This is a genomic window from Celeribacter arenosi (genome assembly GCF_039539485.1).
Taxonomy (GTDB): domain Bacteria; phylum Pseudomonadota; class Alphaproteobacteria; order Rhodobacterales; family Rhodobacteraceae; genus Celeribacter; species Celeribacter arenosi.
In genome coordinates this window covers 26,634-43,345 of record NZ_BAABDF010000003.1, presented here as the reverse complement: position 1 = coordinate 43,345, position 16,712 = coordinate 26,634, and the positions used below count along the sequence as shown (strand labels likewise).

At 58.1% G+C, this 16,712-nt stretch carries 18 protein-coding genes; 9 read left to right on the top strand and 9 right to left on the bottom strand.

What is annotated here, in order from left to right:
• The first annotated feature begins 64 nt into the window (after positions 1-64).
• Complete coding sequence (locus tag ABD815_RS02415) at positions 65-586, top strand: GNAT family N-acetyltransferase (protein WP_344842980.1); 522 nt, start codon at positions 65-67, stop codon at positions 584-586.
• 163 nt (positions 587-749) lie between these two features.
• Positions 750-1,304 carry a hypothetical protein gene (locus tag ABD815_RS02410; protein WP_344842976.1) on the top strand — a complete coding sequence of 185 codons (555 nt, stop codon included), beginning with the start codon at positions 750-752 and terminating at the stop codon, positions 1,302-1,304.
• 321 nt (positions 1,305-1,625) lie between these two features.
• Here ABD815_RS02410 and ABD815_RS02405 read toward each other — a convergent pair whose 3' ends face one another.
• On the bottom strand, positions 1,626-2,441 hold the full coding sequence (locus ABD815_RS02405) for an L-type lectin family protein (protein WP_344842973.1): 816 nt from the start codon (positions 2,439-2,441) through the stop codon (positions 1,626-1,628).
• Between the two features lie 403 nt (positions 2,442-2,844).
• On the opposite strand from ABD815_RS02405, the gene ABD815_RS02400 reads away from it, so the two are divergent.
• On the top strand, positions 2,845-3,387 hold the full coding sequence (locus tag ABD815_RS02400; RefSeq protein ID WP_344842970.1) for a DUF4274 domain-containing protein: 543 nt from the start codon (positions 2,845-2,847) through the stop codon (positions 3,385-3,387).
• 9 nt (positions 3,388-3,396) lie between these two features.
• Here ABD815_RS02400 and ABD815_RS02395 read toward each other — a convergent pair whose 3' ends face one another.
• Positions 3,397-3,915, bottom strand: a complete 519-nt coding sequence (locus tag ABD815_RS02395; RefSeq protein ID WP_344842967.1) for a DUF1569 domain-containing protein — start codon at positions 3,913-3,915, stop codon at positions 3,397-3,399.
• A gap of 437 nt (positions 3,916-4,352) precedes the next feature.
• Here ABD815_RS02395 and ABD815_RS02390 point away from each other — a divergent pair, with 437 nt between their 5' ends.
• The gene (locus ABD815_RS02390) at positions 4,353-5,039 is read left to right on the top strand and encodes a hypothetical protein (protein WP_344842965.1); all 687 of its coding nucleotides are present in this window, start codon (positions 4,353-4,355) and stop codon (positions 5,037-5,039) included.
• A 461-nt stretch (positions 5,040-5,500) separates the two neighbouring features.
• Positions 5,501-6,697, top strand: a complete 1,197-nt coding sequence (locus ABD815_RS02385; protein WP_344842962.1) for a DMP19 family protein — start codon at positions 5,501-5,503, stop codon at positions 6,695-6,697.
• A 66-nt stretch (positions 6,698-6,763) separates the two neighbouring features.
• Here ABD815_RS02385 and pnp read toward each other — a convergent pair whose 3' ends face one another.
• Entirely contained in the window at positions 6,764-8,893 is a 2,130-nt protein-coding gene (gene pnp, locus ABD815_RS02380; RefSeq protein ID WP_344842959.1) for a polyribonucleotide nucleotidyltransferase, read from the bottom strand.
• Between the two features lie 258 nt (positions 8,894-9,151).
• Between pnp and ABD815_RS02375 the strand changes: the two genes are divergently transcribed.
• Positions 9,152-9,868 (top strand): SGNH/GDSL hydrolase family protein, encoded by a 717-nt coding sequence (locus tag ABD815_RS02375; protein ID WP_344842956.1) that lies wholly within the window; start codon positions 9,152-9,154, stop codon positions 9,866-9,868.
• 162 nt (positions 9,869-10,030) lie between these two features.
• On the opposite strand, the gene rpsO is transcribed toward ABD815_RS02375, so the two are convergent.
• Together rpsO and ABD815_RS02365 are read right to left on the bottom strand one after the other, a co-directional pair.
• Entirely contained in the window at positions 10,031-10,300 is a 270-nt protein-coding gene (gene rpsO / locus ABD815_RS02370; protein ID WP_344842954.1) for a 30S ribosomal protein S15, read from the bottom strand.
• 139 nt (positions 10,301-10,439) lie between these two features.
• A complete protein-coding gene (locus ABD815_RS02365) occupies positions 10,440-10,736 on the bottom strand; it encodes a DUF5665 domain-containing protein (protein WP_344842951.1) in 297 nt (98 codons plus the stop codon).
• Between the two features lie 169 nt (positions 10,737-10,905).
• On the opposite strand from ABD815_RS02365, the gene ABD815_RS02360 reads away from it, so the two are divergent.
• Positions 10,906-12,315 (top strand): calcium-binding protein, encoded by a 1,410-nt coding sequence (locus tag ABD815_RS02360; RefSeq protein WP_344842948.1) that lies wholly within the window; start codon positions 10,906-10,908, stop codon positions 12,313-12,315.
• Between the two features lie 9 nt (positions 12,316-12,324).
• Here the strand turns inward: ABD815_RS02360 and ABD815_RS02355 are convergent, their stop codons facing one another.
• From ABD815_RS02355 to rbfA, 3 genes are all read right to left on the bottom strand, one after another.
• On the bottom strand, positions 12,325-12,831 hold the full coding sequence (locus ABD815_RS02355) for a DUF1643 domain-containing protein (RefSeq protein WP_344842945.1): 507 nt from the start codon (positions 12,829-12,831) through the stop codon (positions 12,325-12,327).
• A 61-nt stretch (positions 12,832-12,892) separates the two neighbouring features.
• Positions 12,893-13,798: a tRNA pseudouridine(55) synthase TruB gene (truB, locus tag ABD815_RS02350; RefSeq protein ID WP_344842942.1), complete on the bottom strand. Its 906-nt coding sequence runs from the start codon at positions 13,796-13,798 to the stop codon at positions 12,893-12,895.
• Positions 13,799-14,224, bottom strand: a complete 426-nt coding sequence (gene rbfA / locus ABD815_RS02345) for a 30S ribosome-binding factor RbfA (RefSeq protein WP_344842939.1) — start codon at positions 14,222-14,224, stop codon at positions 13,799-13,801.
• A gap of 114 nt (positions 14,225-14,338) precedes the next feature.
• On the opposite strand from rbfA, the gene dapB reads away from it, so the two are divergent.
• A complete protein-coding gene (gene dapB / locus ABD815_RS02340; RefSeq protein WP_344842937.1) occupies positions 14,339-15,148 on the top strand; it encodes a 4-hydroxy-tetrahydrodipicolinate reductase in 810 nt (269 codons plus the stop codon).
• A gap of 9 nt (positions 15,149-15,157) precedes the next feature.
• Here the strand turns inward: dapB and ABD815_RS02335 are convergent, their stop codons facing one another.
• Complete coding sequence (locus ABD815_RS02335; protein ID WP_344842934.1) at positions 15,158-15,355, bottom strand: DUF1674 domain-containing protein; 198 nt, start codon at positions 15,353-15,355, stop codon at positions 15,158-15,160.
• A 47-nt stretch (positions 15,356-15,402) separates the two neighbouring features.
• On the opposite strand from ABD815_RS02335, the gene ABD815_RS02330 reads away from it, so the two are divergent.
• Positions 15,403-16,683: an RsmB/NOP family class I SAM-dependent RNA methyltransferase gene (locus ABD815_RS02330; RefSeq protein WP_344842931.1), complete on the top strand. Its 1,281-nt coding sequence runs from the start codon at positions 15,403-15,405 to the stop codon at positions 16,681-16,683.
• The last annotated feature ends 29 nt before the right edge of the window (positions 16,684-16,712 follow it).

Here is a 16,712-nt window from a genome sequence, read left to right as displayed (position 1 = left end):
GGACGTTCGACTTATGGGGATGATCTGGTAATCTATTTCTCTTTCCTTGGCTTGCGGAGCCACCATGTCCATTCAACAGTTTACTACCGAGCGGCTTTCGGTTCGCGACTGGCAGGCAACAATCGACGACCGGTCCGCGCGCCCAAGGCTTGAAAAAGCCTTGACTGTGCTCCTGACCCAAGCAGTGGTCGAACACCTCCCGCCGCCACTTCAGCTGCACGGTCAGAAAGGTGGCGTGTCCGCGTGGGTCGACGCGCGCGCCGAGGAAAGCGACGTGTTGCTGGTTGAACGAAGACACGGTGGGGACCTGATCGGTCTCATGCTGATCGCGCGTGAAATAGATAGCGACGATATCCCAACTCTACACATTGGCTACTTGCTAGCCGAAGCGGCATGGGGCCAAGGGTTTGCTTCAGAACTCGTCACTGGCTTTGTTTGTGCGGCGCAAGGTCGCCCATTGCGGCTCGTTGGAGGCGTCGATGGCGGCAATCCGGCCTCGGCGCGGGTTCTTGAAAAAGCCGGTTTCGTTATGGCGCCAGAATTATCCACATCGGAGTCTGACATCTATGTCCGATACATCACATGAGCCGATGCCGCAGGTAACTCTGGCCTCAAACCCGCCATCCGCCACACATCGTGCCAAGGCGGCTCTGCGGATCCCACGTAGAGTTGAGACTGCGGCCAATTCTGCATAGAATCCCAAAACACATCCGCTCTTCTCCACACTGGGCCACTTGGGAACATATCAGATGATGCTACGAACCGCTCTCTTGTGCCTCCTCCCCTCACTGGCCCTCGCGTCCCCGCAGGATGAGCGTGCAGCACTCATTGAGCAGTTGTCCGACACCTATGCACTGCCCCCCACGCCAGCCGATGCAAATGGCATTACGGCGTGGAACCCCAGTAAAATACTCCTCGACGATTGCAGTATGACGGTCGTTACGACGTCACAAAACCGAAACGGCGGTCATATTATCGCGCACACCAGTGTGAATAATCTCTCCGATATTACTTTTGGAGAACCTGACAGCGACATTATTTCCCGGTTTGTCAAAGTGGAGGGGACAGATGGTGACACCTACGGGATCGTTCCATTTCACGGCGATGCCCCGATCACCGTTAATGCACATGGCCCCCTTCAGGAGTTTTTAGGACCTGAAGCCTCCGCCGCACTTCCGATCGTATTCCAGGAAAGCAAAGACGGTTGGCGGTATTACAATTATCAAACCACCGATACAGCGATCACCAACCTTGCCCGCACCCTTGTGGAGTACCAACGCGATTTTTGCACAGTTGCCTCCTAGACACCTAGGCGTTGGTTCACCGACACCAAACGCCGGCACATAGCGCAGCGGTCCCCAAACCCGCCATACACCGCGCAACAGGCCCCTCGGCCCAGACCCACCATTCATCTCGCGATCAACCCGCCGCCAAGCAGCCCGCCACAGGGAACCTTCGCGCGGGTGCGTGTTCCGGCGTCTCAATGGCGGCATTACAACCGCCCAATATGATCCGTGGGTGACGTTGGCAATCAGGCCCAAGCGCAGCCCCAATCTTGCCAGCACAGCACATAAAAACGGCGACCCGCATTTGGGCCGCCGCGTCTTCCATTCAAGAAGGGTGTTTTAGGACACGCGTTTCCGACGGCGCCCGACAAACCCCATAAGCAACACGCCGCCACCCAAGAGCGGCAGTGCCGCAGGCAACGGAACCGGGGCCAAGGTACTGACCTTCAGGTTATCAATCAGCACAGTCTGGGTTGCAGCACCTGTCCGCGCAGCAAACGCGAAACTAAGGTCGTCATCCAGAGTAAACCCAGTCGCCAGGTCCACGAAATTGGCGTTCGTGAGGGCACCGGTTGAAACGAAGGAAACCGTTCCATCAGCAGCGACAGAGATCGAAATACGACCGAAAATTGAGCTGTTTGCCGCGAGGATATCACCGTTAATGAATCCACCAGCAACATCAGTATTATTGACTGCGATGGCAGGTCCAACTTCGGTGGTGCCATTCTGCCACGTATCCATTTCGAACGACAGATTTGGCGTCACAGTGGGATAGCCTTCCTCACCTTGTGTTGAAGGCTGACCAGCGCCGATCGCCCCATAGTTAAAGGAAAAGCCGTCTGCGGGTATGCCGACGTAGCCGCCTTGATCTGATGAGATCGAGTAGTCGAACGATGCGGACCAACCAGCCGACGATCCTGAAAGTGGTCCGATCCAGAAGGTAGAGTGCTGCCCGTACGCGCCATTTTGGGTCAAACGCAGCTGCCCACCCTGAACTGAGGCAGCGCCCCCAAAATAAGACCCGTCCCCGAGGTTGGTGGTGCCGTCCGCGAATCCGTCAAAGTCCTGCATATAAGTCGCGGCGTGCGCGCCCGACGTTGCCATGATGGCAAATAATGCACCTGCGAGCGTGCGTTTTCCAAATTTGTTAAACATTTTTAGCTTCCCCCCAAAAAGACAACTCTTAGACAGCTGAATACCGCCTCTAGCCTTGCTATCACGAAAACAAACTTTAGTCCCAATTTTTAGATAGTTTGTCCGCGAACCATCAAATCTGAACACAATGCGCCCCTGAAAAAACGTTTGGCCCAAGTTAGGAGACAATGGTTGGCTGGCGTCCATACCGACCTGTCCAGTCACCTATAACCGCCGCCCACCCTGCGACACCGCCGACCAATCCCCCCCGATCGCACCTTACCAAAACCACACGCCACCGCAGCGGGCATATTTTCGTCAAACTTGCCGTGTTAACTCTGTGGCGAAAACGAAGGCCCTGCGAAACCCACGGGCCTTCATTCGACAACGATCTGCGCGCGGACAGGCTTTGGGGACATATGCCATGGATATCGGACGACAATTCCAACTCTGGGAAACCGAAGGCAAACTGGATATACCACACGATCAAATCCAGAGCTGGCTGAAAGAACAAAACCCCGACACCTGGCACAAAATCGCGATGTCATGGCACTACGACTACGACCCCTCACCGCTTTTGTGGATCGTGAACCAGCCGGACTGCGACTTTGGCACCGCCTGCCAGATTTTCGGCACCGAAGGGCACAGCTTCATGACCACCCCCACGTGGCAGGAGCTGGGGGATAGCGCGCATCAGGCGTCTTGGAAAATGTGCAACACCATCGTGGAGCGCTGGCAGGCCAACAGCTTTGCCACCGCGGACCTCAAACCCGCCACCGGCGCGATGCGCACCTATCAAATCATGGCGCCCCGCCACAAAGACGCAGGCACCCCCCTGACCTGGGACGTTCCCGACCACGTCTTCCACTACGAAGGCACCAGAGACGCGCAGTCTCAATACACCTCGTTCGAGGGCCAGATTTACTGGAACTTCGACTTCTGGCAAAAGCTGGCCGGCTTCACCTGACCGCGCCCCTCAGGTCAGTCGAAACTCTTCGAGGTGGTTGTTGATGTGCAGGACATGGGCAATCGAATAGTCGTCCTTACTCAGCCGACCATAGGCGAAATGGGGCTTCATATCCGACCCGTATTCCCTGAATGTCATCAGAGCCGTCTTCAACCGAATGAGCGCCTCTTGCGTCTGGCCATCATCGGTGACGACCTCACCGGGGATCACCTCGTCCAGACCATGTGACATGGCGCCCCGCGCATTAAAAACCTTATACGCCAGCTTGCCGACCGTCTTCTGAAACACCGCAGGCTTTGGCTGCGGATAGCCGGTCATCGAAAACTCGACCGATTGCGCCAAATGATGAAACGTCCGCGATGCATCCCAACTTCCCGACGTCTCCAGAGGCTTGCGGGAGAGCTCGTCAAGCTTGTCGAGCATCAGGTCAAGGCTGAGGTGGCTCTGATCGCGCGGCGCGTTGAGCCAATAATAGCCCCCGCCCGCAACACCCAGAAAAGCGCCCGTAACGATATATTTTGTGAACATGCGCCTATCCATCTTCATCCAGCCAATATGCCGAGAGATCCGAATGGAATTAACCTAGGGGAAAGCCGCCCTCCTGTCCACAAACGGACAATCCCGCGCAACGAACCCACAAAATCCCTCATCAACGCGCAGCGCTAGAAATCCCGTTTTTGTAGGTCTGGAATGCGGGAGTTTTCCATCGGCCGTCAATCTGGTGCCAATGTCCGCTAACAGCCTAAAGCGGACACATATGTGAACTTGGTGTCTCGAAGTCTGTGCCGTACCTTGGTCGCATGACTGATGGCAAGTACTCAAATTTGGATCAAGAAATCATCGTGCTTGCGGCCGTTTGGGAGCTAATCGGGTCAATGGTGCACTATGGCCATTTTGTTAAGTATCGCGACCCACTGGCCACGCATTTGGATCGGTTCACCTCTAATGAGGCGAGGGACTTATTCTTGGTATTACTATCGGACTTGCTAGCGCATCCTAGGGATGGAACATTCGACCTTAAGAAGCCAAGCGCCGAAGGAGGTATGAAGGACACTCACGTCGCGTATCTAAGCCAAGTAGTTGAAAACCCAAAACTTGGTGAGAACTGCTTGCCACTTAAAGATGCTATAAAATCGTTTTCTAATTGGTTGGGTGGAGACGCGGTTTTTAAGAATGTATATTTCCCCTCAATTAAATGGACTGGGACGCTTCGAGTTAATCGAAAAGACTACCTCAAGGTTTGTGGAAATGCTACAAAACACGGCTTTTTGAGGCTCGATCGAATGGTCAAGCTTGTTAAAAGAATCCTTCACGATAATGGAAAGGTTATTGACGACGGTGAAGTTTACCTTGTACTTCCCGATTTTATTGAGTGGTTTCGAGAAAATGTTGTTTTTGCATCTGCATCGCAAATTGCGTGGCATCTAAATGAAATTCGCTGGGGTATTTACGACTATCTCTCTCCGGAGTTTAAACGGTCTTTTGAACCCACAAAGGTTATGAGTGGAGCGCAAATGTACAGATACAAATACCCGAATGGGCTCTCCGACCCACTGATAAAATCAATCTATTGGGACTTGATGAACGAGGTGAGATCAGCTCCGTCTGTGCCGCGGTTCAATCCAAGTCCACCTCTGTCCGACATCTATTAGTGGCGATCACTTTCGCTCGCCAACTGAAACTCTAGCAGCGCAGCGTCAACAAAGCCGCCATCCGGTCATAGACAATCACTGGTCGACTTGTTTATCGCCTCGCATCTCGAATCTATTTTGGTAAGGTCTTGTTGCCGACTGAAACCGACTGGAGGAAACAAGCTTGCTGAACAACATTGGGTTGCCAGGACTTATTTTTGTAGTGCTAATCATCTGGGTGCTTTGGAAAATTTTCAACCGCGGCATGAAAAAATGATGGCACGGACCCCGTCACGCTCGCCAGACACCTTCACGCAGGCTGCGACATCGACACCCTTCACGCCCATAGTGCGCAACGGCCTGAAACGGTGCTGCGCGAAACCAGCCGCATGTAGGGGTACATAAACGCTGCCCTAATGCGGTCTCATTGCCTCGCTATCCTCTTTCGCGCAAAGGTATGGATCACGCAGGGGCATGTAGAGATGCTGTCGTTATTTAAGAAAAAGCCCAAAAACACCCCGCTGTATATCTCCCGAACCACGCTGGACCACCCTGACAGCTACGACCTCGTTTCCGACGTGGCCGAATTCTGGGATCGCTACAGCGATGAGGATTTTGTGCGCCCTCAGGACCTGCCTGACGGTGTTTTCGACATCTCCTGCGCCTTGGACTACTACGGTGGCGTGCTCAATGGCGGGCATGCGCAGTTTCTGGCCAATAGCGACTTCGACACATCGCGCTATGACAACATCGCGCGGGTCCTGCGCGACACCGGCAATACACCCATGCTCACGATTTTCGAGACGTTCAGAAAACTGTCGGGACCGGCGCCGCACAAAGCCCTGTTTGACGACCCGGCCTATCTCGACGACCTCACCGAACTGAACCGCAAACTCTATGACCTCCAAAAGGGCGAATTCGATTTCTACGTGAAAACAGCCAACTGGATTCGCACCGATCTGAACGTCGTGGCCACCTCGGCCGATGAGGTGGAGCAGCATCGCCGCGCCCTCCCGTCAACCCTCCCGGGCTTTCACGACTACAAACTCGGCGCCTATCTCGACCCCCTCGTGCAAAGCCTCTCCGACACGGACCTCGGCCATTTTCAGGCGACGGTGTCGGGCATGCGTATCCGCGACAAACCCGTCTTTGTGAGCCGCGTGAATGCCGTTCCCCGCCCCGACAGCGCCCCCGCGCACGCCTCGCGCATCTACGCGCTGAAAACCAACATCGCCTCTATGGATGGCATCCGGACCGACACCGGCTACGAAGCCTTCCAGCGCAGCCAAAAGACCCCCGCATTTGATAAATCCCTCACCGCAGGCACCGCAAAGATGTCGGATATCAACGCTCTGCTCCAACACGCGCAGCGCCATGACCCCGTGCTGGTCGCGCATCTGCTGCTGGAGCGGGGCGACGCGCTCAGCGGCCTCAAACACATCGCCTTCTACTACACCGCCAAAAACGGCCCCGAACCGCAACACGGCACGCTGTCCTATATGGTGCAGTCGCGCAGCGGAAAAACCTACCGCCTCGATGTCTCCGAGCTTGGTATGGGGCTGTGTGAAGAGGGGGTCTTTGACACCACCATCGCCTCCCTGCGCGGGCGCGACCTCAGCCAGAAGATGCGCGCCCTGCGCACCCGATACCGCACCTACACGGACCGCCGATACGGCTGAGACCGCCAACGAAAAAGCCCCACCAAATGGCGGGGCTTTTCCTAATCTTCAAAAGAGAGAGCCGGATTATTCGGCAGTCTCTTCCGTGATCTCTTCGCCAGTTTCCTGATCGACCATCTTCATGGCCAAACGGACCTTGCCGCGATCGTCAAAGCCGAGAAGTTTCACGTAAACTTCCTGACCTTCTTTGAGAACATCCGACGGATGGTTCAGACGACGGTTTTCGATCTGGGACACGTGGACGAGACCGTCACGCTTGCCAAAGAAGTTCACGAAGGCACCGAAATCGACAACCTTCACGACCTTACCTTTGTAGATCTTGTTCTCCTCAGGCTCGGCCACGATCGAATAGATCATGTCGTAGGCGCGCTTGATGGCGTCTGCGTCCGAAGAGGCGATCTTGATCACACCATCGTCGTTGATGTCGACCTTGGCACCGGAGGTTTCGACGATCTCGCGGATCACCTTACCGCCCGACCCGATCACTTCACGGATTTTGTCCGTTGCGATCTGCATGGTCTCGATTTTCGGCGCGTGCACCGAGAATTCCGACGCAGAGGTCAGCGCCTTGGACATCTCGCCAAGGATGTGGAGACGACCGGCTTTCGCCTGCGACAGAGCTTTCTTCATGATCTCGGGCGTGATGCCTGCAACCTTGATGTCCATCTGCAACGACGTGATGCCGTTCTCGGTCCCTGCCACTTTGAAGTCCATGTCGCCGAGGTGATCCTCGTCGCCAAGAATATCCGTCAGGATCGCGAATTCGCCATCGTCTTCGAGGATCAGACCCATCGCCACACCGGCAACAGGCGCCTTGAGCGGCACACCGGCATCCATCATCGACAGCGAACCACCACAAACGGAAGCCATCGAAGAGGACCCGTTGGACTCGGTGATTTCCGACACAACGCGCAGCGTGTAGGGGAAATCGGTGGGCGCAGGCAGAACCGCCTGAAGCGCACGCCATGCGAGTTTACCGTGACCGATTTCACGACGACCCGGGCCAGACACACGACCGACTTCACCAACCGAATAGGGAGGGAAGTTGTAGTGCAGCAGGAAGTTCGACTTATAGGTGCCGGTCAGCGCGTCGATCATCTGCTCGTCATCGCCGGTGCCCAGTGTGGTCACAACGAGGCCCTGTGTTTCACCACGGGTGAACAGAGCCGAACCGTGCGTGCGAGGCAGGAAACCGGTTTCGCAAACGATGTCACGAACCTCATCCAGCGCACGACCGTCGATCCGCTTGCCCTCTTTCACAACCGTGCCACGCAGGACGGAGGATTCGAGCTTCTTGAGAGCGGAACCGAGGTTCTCGTCGGCCAACTGCTCTTCGCTCAGACCCGCCTTGATGGCTTCCTTCGCCGCAGAAACAGCCGCAACACGGGCCTGCTTGTCGGTGATCGCATAAGCCTCGCGCATCGCGCCTTCGCCGAGCTTGGAAACAGCCGCGAACAGGTCCGAATAGTCAGGAGCCACAAATTCAAACGGCTCTTTGGCAGCTTCTTCGGCCAGATCGATGATCAGGTCGATGACGGGCTGGATCTGCTCATGGGCAAAGTTCACAGCGCCGAGCATTTCTTCCTCGGACAGCTCATAGGCCTCCGATTCAACCATCATCACCGCGTCTTTGGTGCCCGCGACAACGAGGTCGAGACGCTGATCTGGGTTCTCACGCAGCTTGTGCATGTCATCACAGGTCGGGTTCAACGTGTAGGCGCCGTCTTCATAGCCAACGCGTGCGCAGGCAATCGGACCACGGAACGGTGCGCCCGAAATGGTCAGAGCCGCGGAGGCTGCGATCATCGCGACAACATCGGGATCGTTGACGAGGTCGTGGGACAAAACGGTGCACATGACGAGCACTTCGTTTTTGAAACCGGGCACGAACAGCGGACGGATCGGACGGTCGATCAGGCGGGCGGTCAGCGTCTCTTTCTCGGTCGGACGCGCTTCACGCTTGAAAAAACCACCGGGGATCTTGCCGGCTGCGTAGTATTTTTCCTGGTAGTGGACGGTCAGGGGAAAGAAATCCTGACCTTCTTTTTGCGATTTCGCAAAGGTGACGTTCGCCATCACCGAGGTTTCGCCGAGTGTGGCAATCACTGTGCCATCGGCCTGACGGGCAACTTTACCCGTTTCCAGTGTGAGCTCTTCTTCGCCCCACTGGATTGATTTTTTAACTTCTTTGAACATCTATCGTTTCCTGTATGGGAGCACTCGCGGGCCTTCCCGCGTCTCCCGTTTTCATGGCGGACCCATTTCCGCCGACCCCTGTCATCCTAATTCACAACGCCGGGGTCCTTGCGTCACGTCACAGATGGAACGGGCCTTACATGAAATCCGATCTCTTGTAAAAGGGGTTCGTGGCGAGGGGTGCCCGCGCGATTCGATGTCCCATGACGGGGCAGGGGTCGTGCGTGGTCCAATGGTAACGACAGATACGAGGTTTCATTGCCCCTTCCTGCCCATTTGATCCCGACGTGGATCCTGCGCCGCTTCCTCATCCTTTTGCTCGTTTTGCCCGCGATGGCCGCGGCATCGGATGACACCTCCCGCGCCCCCAAAATTCTGGCCATCGGCGATTCCATGATGTCATGGCATAGCGTCGGGGCCGCCTCGGTCCCCCACGCCCTCGCGCGCCTTCTCGACGAACCGGTGCAAAACGCCGCCATCGCAGGCGCCCGCATCGTCAGCCCGATCCCGCCGCTGCGCATCTCCGCCCAATACGGCGCCGCGCCAGAACGCGACTGGGACTGGGTGGTGGTGAACGGCGGGGGCAATGATCTGGTCTTCGGCTGCGGGTGTCGCGCCTGTGACAACCGCATCGCGCGGATGATCGGTCCCAAAGGACAGCGCGGCGATATCCCCAAACTGGTGCGAAATATCCGTAAAACCGGCGCGCGCGTCGTTTACGTCGGCTATCTGCGCAGCCCCGGCGTCAACTCCGCCATCGACATCTGCGCGCCACAGGGCGACGAACTCGAACGCCGCCTCTCGGCCATGGCCGCGCAGGACAAAGGCGTCTACTTCCTGCCGATCCACGATCTGGTGCCCCATAAAGACACCAGCTTCCACTCCCTCGACATGGTGCATCCCTCGCGCAAAGGCTCGCACGCCATCGCGACCCGCATCGCGGCCCTGATCCGCGCCAAGGACCGCGCGCGATAGCCGCTTTAAAACCTGTAAAACATGTAAAACGGGGGGATGGCCGGTTTGTAAAACATGACAAACACGCGCCACAAAGTCGTTAAAACACGAAACGCCCGCGCCAAAATGGCTGCGGGCGTCCGTATTCTCGGGTGGGCCCCGAAAGGCCCGACCAAAGCCGTCTTAGCGACGCAGGCCGAGGCGCTCGATGAGCGACTGGTAGCGGGCTTCGTCTTTGTTTTTGAGGAAGTCGAGCAGCTTACGACGCTGTGCAACCATCATCAAAAGACCACGACGACCGTGGTTGTCTTTTTTGTGCGTTTTGAAGTGCTCGGTAAGCGTCGCGATGCGCGAGGACAGGATCGCAACCTGAACTTCGGGCGAGCCTGTGTCACCTTCTTTGGTGCCGAACTCTTTGATTACGCGTGCTTTTTCTTCTACAGTAATCGACATCGGGGTCTCCTTTGAGATTAGAGTAAATGGCACGAGCCGGGATGTCGTCCAGCAAGGCCCTTGGAGAGAAATCTTCCACCACAGGTGCAAGATCGGGCGCGTATACGGAGATTCTCGCAAAAAGAAAAGCGTTTTCGCCCTATTGGCCGGTCTCGACGCGCTGCGTGTTGCTCATGATATCGGCGGCCAGTTGTTTGGCCCATTCCCCGATAATCGGCACCACTTCCATCTGGTTGAGCACAAATCCAACAATCGAAACCACGATTGTAGCCCCGGCAACAGAGCCGAAACCAAAGGCCAATCCGCGCAAAAATTGATACATCATTAACCGGCGCGTGGAATTATGAATCCGCACGAACCGGTGGCTGGACAGCCGGTGGAGCTCTTCGGTTAACTTGCGGATATCATTCGATAATTCGCTATCTTTAGGGTCCATTTTTGGCCTGTCCTTACACGAATTCGGTCTGTCCGGAAGTGCGAAAAATGCCGGAAATCCGAAAATTAACTATTGTTAACAATGGTTTATGTTGATTTTTCCGCAGAATTTTCTTCGCCTCTGCGGCTTTTGGTGCTAATGATAGCGCAAGATTTTAAAGGGTAACAATATGTTGTGGGCATTGGCGTTATTGGGCTTGTTGCCCGGAATGTTTTCCTTTGGCGAAGACGACCTTGATGAAGGTGACGTTTCCGCGGACGACGCAGCCCCCGACACCGCTGGCGACCCGATGCCTTTTTCCAGAGACATGATCACCGACGCCTTTGTCGCCACCGATCCTGTCGAGATAGATGACCTCCTCGACGAAACCGTCATGGATTTCGCTGACAGTGATCCCGACACGCTGCTGACCGGCACAGAACTCGGTGACGATTTCCTCGTCGCAGCGGGCAGCGGGCACACCACACTGGCCGATTTCGAGGCCGGTGATGACCACCTCACGCTCTCTCTGGACGCGCAGGAAACGGGGATTTTCTCGGTCACGCCGCTGATCAATGAAACCGGCGAACCGATGGGCACGACCCTCGCGTTTGACTCGGAAAATTCTGCGTTTTCAGTGTCTTTCATTGGTCACGATGCACTGCCGGAGGATGACATCACCCTCTCGGTGGTTGATCCCCAATCCGGTGACGAGACCCTTTATAGCCTCGCCGAATACGCCGACGAATTGACCATCACGCCCAATGACCCCGACGCCCCGTCGGAGCGCGGACCCATGGGCAATTTCACCGACACCCTTCTGTCCACCAACGACGTCGAGGCCGCGACAAACCCCGGCCCGATCGGCGAGGTCACCGATATGCCCCTGTCACCAGAGGTCGACGACGACCCCGTCGTGGGCGCCGCGACAGGCGCGACAGTTACCCATCAACTGGGCGAGGACGGCGAAACATTGGTTCTCGCCAACGATCCATTTCAGGGCGGAACAGACGCCACTGTGACCCAATCCGGCGACGAATTCACCATCACGACCGAGGGCACGCTGAACCAGGTTACCGGCGGCGCGGGCAATGACACAATCGCCACCGGCGATGATGCGGCCCACGTGGACGCAGGCGCGGGCAATGACGTGATCTACGGCGGCGACGGCTCGGCCATTCTCGCCGGCGGTGCCGGCAATGACACGCTCCACGCAGGCCACGATACCGGCTCCACATACGTGCTCGACGGCGGCGAAGGGGCCGATCAACTGATCGGTGGCGCAGCGGATGATGTGCTGTTGATGGACGATGATGACACGGCCACAGGGGGCGACGGTTCAGACGATTTCTGGATCAAAATCGACAATGCCGATCCCACAAGCCGCGCATCTATAACGGATTTTCAGCCTGGCGAGGATAATCTGCGCCTCACCGTCGACGATGGTCAGGCGGCCGATTACCCGCTCGACGTCAGCGTGGCGCAGTCCGAGGATGGCCTGTCCACCTTGGTCTCCATCAATGGGGAAGTGGTCGCGTTCCTGCAGGGCGCGCCGGATGTTGGCGTCAGCGACGTGATCGTGGAACGGGCAACCGCCTAGGCCGCCCGCTTACTCCCAAATCTGGGGCTGCTGTTCGTAGGCGATATAGAGCGGATGCTTTGGATGGCCCGCCTTTGACAGTCCCAGATGATAGAGTGGCAATCCACGCCCCCGCAAAAGCCGCTCCACCGCCATGCCGCGATCGAGATGCGCCCCATGCGTGCCCCACGCACAAATCACCCTGTCCGCCCATCCCGCAAACTCGAGCAGCGTCGCATCATTCTCCGGCCCGACCGGATCAAGTGCTGCTCGCATTTTCCGAGGGTCGGTATCGCGCCAGGCGAAGATATTCGTCACACAAAACGCCCCGAACCCCAGCGCGCGTGCACGCCGCTCGCAGCGCTCGACCGTTGGGTCGTTCTGCACCTCCGTCGCCGTCGATGGATTCAGCATCATAAAGAGTGCCTTTGGCCCTGCATCGTCCCACGTCCGCATCAAGGAATAGCGGTATTTTTCGCAGTCCGAATAGACGGCCGTCGAGGGCGCGTCCCCTTTGATATGCGTGCGCGTAATCATGAAAGCCTATGTGCCTCGTCGAGGTCTATGCCGCAAGTGGCAGGGGTGTCGCGGCCGCGCGCTAGAGATTGAAGACCCGCGACGGATGCACTTCACCGGAGCGGAAAACACCAATTGCCACGGGTTGCCCGTTGTCTGACACCCAAACCTCGTCGCCATATTCCGCATCGCCGGGAAACACCTGACCGGGATTGCCGTTGCGCAATTTCACCGCGCCATCAGCCGTGGCGCGCAGTTCGGGCAGATCACCCAGTCCTTCGTCGACGGGCCGCAGAAGGTCATCGAGCGCCTCTGTGCGCGCCAGTTCGTCCACAGTGGCCAGCGTCACGCCATCCTCGGCATCCCATGGGCCCGACCACGTGCGACGGAGCCATTCAACATGCCCATAACACCCCAGTGCCTCACCGAGATCGCGCGCGATTGAGCGTACATAGCCGCCTTTTCCGCAGACCATATCGATCACGCAATGATCCGCATCGGGACGGTCGAACAGCTCGATTTCATCGACATAGAGGGGCCGCGCGCTCAATTCGAAATCGTCGTCCTCGCGGGCCAGTTTGTAGGCCCGCTGACCATCGACTTTCACCGCAGAAAACTTGGGCGGCACTTGCATGATGTCGCCGCGAAACGGCTTGAGCGCCTCGAGGATCGCCGCGTCGCTCGGGCGCGCATCGCTTTGATGGATGACGGTGCCCTCGGCGTCGTCGGTATTGGTCGCCTGACCAAACCGCACGCTGAACCGATAGGCCTTCAGCGCATCCGAGATATAGGGAATTGTCTTTGTCGCCTCACCCAGCGCAATGGCCAGAACGCCCGTCGCCTCGGGGTCGAGCGTGCCTGCATGCCCGGCTTTATTGGCGTTAAAGGCCCATTTTACCTTGTTGACGACAGCGGTTGATGTCGGCCCTGCGGGTTTGTCCACGACAATCCATCCGTGGACATCGCGACCCTTCTTGCGCCGCGCCATTTAGGCGTCACCGTCGCCGTCGCTGGTGTCATCGGAGGCAATGTCACGCTGGACCCTTTCGTCGTCGAACAGGCGCCGCGTGGCGTCCATCCGGTCAAAGGTGTCGTCGATCGCAAAACGCAGATCGGGCGTGTGTTTGATCCCGAGCGCCTTGCCGACCTGATGGCGAATCTCGCCCTTGTTGCGGCGCAGCGCCTCAAGCGCGGCTTCCGCGTCTTTGCCACCAAGCGGCAGCACATAGGCCGTCGCCGTGCGCAGATCGGGCGTAATGCGGACTTCGCCGACCGTGATCGTCATGGACGTCAGGTCAGGATCATGGATTTCTCCACGTGTCAGCAACTCCGACAACCGTCGACGAATTGCTTCACCCACGCGGAGGGTGCGATGCGAACCGCTGGGTCCGCCGGAATGGGAATGTCTTGCCATAAAGGGCGAGATAGTCGCCTTTGGGCCATCGTGCAAGGCAGGCTTTGCCAAATCACGCGTCGCGGGCTAAACCTCGCGCAGCTAATTTGGGGCGGCAATGATAGGAGACCGCAGATGACCGAGCTTCCGGGAATCGTGATTACAGGCGCATCCGGACGGATGGGCCAAATGTTGATCAAAACGGTCATGGCGTCAGAGAAATGCAAACTCGTCGGTGTGGTCGAACGGGAAGGCCATGACTGGGTCGGTCGCGACATCGGCGAGGCTATGGGTGGCACGGCGATCGGCGTGCACGTGAGCGACGATGCGCTGGAGGCATTTGCCAAGGCGCAGGCCGTGATCGATTTCACCGCCCCCAAGGCTACTCTGGCCTTCGCAGCACTCGCAGCACAGGCCCGTTGCGTGCATGTCATCGGCACCACCGGCATGACGGACGACGATCTCCATGAGCTGTCACATGCGGCCCATCACGCGACCATCATTCGCGCGGGGAACATGTCGCTCGGGGTGAACCTGTTGACCAAGCTGACGAAAATGGTCGCCGCCGCATTGGACGATGACTACGACATCGAAGTGATCGAGGCCCACCACAACCGCAAAGTCGACGCGCCATCGGGCACCGCGCTGATGCTCGGTGAGGCGGCGGCAGAAGGGCGGGGGGTGTCCCTGAACGACGTGCGCGATTCCGGTCGCGACGGGATCACGGGCGCGCGCAAAAAAGGCGACATCGGTTTCACCGCGATCCGCGGCGGCGATATCATCGGCGAACACGACGTGTTGTTTGCAGGCGAGGGCGAGCGTATCATCCTGCGCCACGTTGCATCGGACAGATCCCTGTTTGCCAAGGGCGCTCTAAAAGCCGCTCTATGGGGTCAGGGCAAGAGGCCGGGCGAATACGATATGATGGATGTGCTCGGTCTTTAGGGCGCGCCCCTAGAAATCAATGGCTAGGCCTTTTTTCTCCCAGTCGCCATAGCGCACGGGTTCGAGGCCATCGCGACCGCCAAGTTCCACAGGCATCTCTTTCAATGCCTTTTCGCGCGCGGCGCGGCGTTCGTCAGCCTCGGCCAACGCACGTTTTGCAGCGTCGGAAATCTCGGGCGTGGTCGGGTCGTTGGGGGCGTCGGTCATCGGGATGTCCTTGTCCGGTTGTTGGTTCTGATATACGCGACATGGTCATGAAAACAAGTTCGCCCAATGTCGCGGGGCTTGAAGCGCGCCGTGCCGCGCTCGCCCTTATGGATGCTGTGACCGTCGAAAAGCGGCTCCTGTCCGAAGTCCTGTCGAAAAAGACCGACGCGCTCTCGCCGCCCGATCGCGCCCGCGCGCAGCGTTTGGTGAGCGATGCCCTGCGCCAACTCGACCGATGTGACCGCATGTTGGGCCCGCATCTGTCGAAACTCCCCGCGCCCCATGTGATGAACGCGCTGCGGTTGGGGGTTTTCGAACTCTGTGTGGAAAAGGCGCCCGCGCATGGTGTGGTCAACGCCTATGTTGCCCTGATGCAGGAACGCCCCAAATCTGCGCATTTCAAAGGGCTGGTCAACGCCGTCCTGCGCAAGGTGTCCGAAAGCGTCGACAAATGGGATGGTCTGCCCGCGCCGATGATGCCCAAATGGCTGCGCAAACCGCTGATCGCGGATTTCGGCAAACAGACGGTTCTCGCGATAGAGGCCGCGCATGCACGCGGCGCGCCGCTTGATCTGTCGGCAAAGACGGATACAGCGGCCGTGGCCGAGGCGGTCGGCGGCACGATCCTGCCGACCGGATCGGTGCGACTTGCCGAGGCGGGGCAGGTGACGACCTTACCCGGTTTCGTTGAAGGCGATTGGTGGGTGCAGGATGCCGCCGCCGCTTTGCCCGCGCGCATCCTCGCGCCGACCCCGGGCCTTCGCGTTCTCGACATGTGCGCCGCGCCGGGTGGGAAAACTATGCAACTCGCGGCCGCAGGGGCCGACGTCACAGCGCTCGATATTTCGCCTTCACGTCTGGAGCGCGTCGCGCAAAACCTCACCCGTTGCGGTCTGTCGGCCGAAATGGTGAGCGCCGATGCGCTCGAATTCGAAGGTGGGCCGTTTGACGCCATTCTTCTGGACGCGCCTTGTACGGCGACCGGCACGATCCGGCGCCACCCTGATCTGCCCTACGCCAAAGACGGCGGTGATTTTCCCGCGCTCTTCGAATTGCAGGAATACCTGATCGATCGCGCGCTGGGCCTTCTCGCGCCCGGTGGGCGGCTGGTCTATTGCACCTGTAGCCTGCTGATCGACGAGGGCGAAGAGCAGGTGCGCGACGCGCTCAAACGGCACGATGATCTTGAGGTCGACCTCGACGCGCTCCGTGTTGCCGGCGTTGAGGCCGATTGGATCGGGCCGGAGGGTTTGCGCACGCGACCGGATTTCTGGGCCGACGCTGGCGGTATGGACGGTTTCTTTGTCACGGTTTTGCGCCGCAAATAAGCGAACTCGCGCGAGACGCCGGATTCGGC

What these genes read in the sequence shown, in the direction of transcription:
- pnp (WP_344842959.1), bottom strand. Translation starts at nt 8,893, where the DNA reads ATGTTCAAAGAAGTTAAAAAATCAATCCAGTGGGGCGAAGAAGAGCTC.
- dapB (WP_344842937.1), top strand. Translation starts at nt 14,339, where the DNA reads ATGACCGAGCTTCCGGGAATCGTGATTACAGGCGCATCCGGACGGATG.
- rbfA (WP_344842939.1), bottom strand. Translation starts at nt 14,224, where the DNA reads ATGGCAAGACATTCCCATTCCGGCGGACCCAGCGGTTCGCATCGCACC.
- ABD815_RS02385 (WP_344842962.1), top strand. Translation starts at nt 5,501, where the DNA reads ATGCTGTCGTTATTTAAGAAAAAGCCCAAAAACACCCCGCTGTATATC.
- ABD815_RS02335 (WP_344842934.1), bottom strand. Translation starts at nt 15,355, where the DNA reads ATGACCGACGCCCCCAACGACCCGACCACGCCCGAGATTTCCGACGCT.
- ABD815_RS02355 (WP_344842945.1), bottom strand. Translation starts at nt 12,831, where the DNA reads ATGATTACGCGCACGCATATCAAAGGGGACGCGCCCTCGACGGCCGTC.
- ABD815_RS02415 (WP_344842980.1), top strand. Translation starts at nt 65, where the DNA reads ATGTCCATTCAACAGTTTACTACCGAGCGGCTTTCGGTTCGCGACTGG.
- ABD815_RS02360 (WP_344842948.1), top strand. Translation starts at nt 10,906, where the DNA reads ATGTTGTGGGCATTGGCGTTATTGGGCTTGTTGCCCGGAATGTTTTCC.
- ABD815_RS02400 (WP_344842970.1), top strand. Translation starts at nt 2,845, where the DNA reads ATGGATATCGGACGACAATTCCAACTCTGGGAAACCGAAGGCAAACTG.
- ABD815_RS02330 (WP_344842931.1), top strand. Translation starts at nt 15,403, where the DNA reads ATGAAAACAAGTTCGCCCAATGTCGCGGGGCTTGAAGCGCGCCGTGCC.
- ABD815_RS02410 (WP_344842976.1), top strand. Translation starts at nt 750, where the DNA reads ATGATGCTACGAACCGCTCTCTTGTGCCTCCTCCCCTCACTGGCCCTC.
- rpsO (WP_344842954.1), bottom strand. Translation starts at nt 10,300, where the DNA reads ATGTCGATTACTGTAGAAGAAAAAGCACGCGTAATCAAAGAGTTCGGC.
- ABD815_RS02365 (WP_344842951.1), bottom strand. Translation starts at nt 10,736, where the DNA reads ATGGACCCTAAAGATAGCGAATTATCGAATGATATCCGCAAGTTAACC.
- ABD815_RS02405 (WP_344842973.1), bottom strand. Translation starts at nt 2,441, where the DNA reads ATGTTTAACAAATTTGGAAAACGCACGCTCGCAGGTGCATTATTTGCC.
- ABD815_RS02395 (WP_344842967.1), bottom strand. Translation starts at nt 3,915, where the DNA reads ATGTTCACAAAATATATCGTTACGGGCGCTTTTCTGGGTGTTGCGGGC.
- truB (WP_344842942.1), bottom strand. Translation starts at nt 13,798, where the DNA reads ATGGCGCGGCGCAAGAAGGGTCGCGATGTCCACGGATGGATTGTCGTG.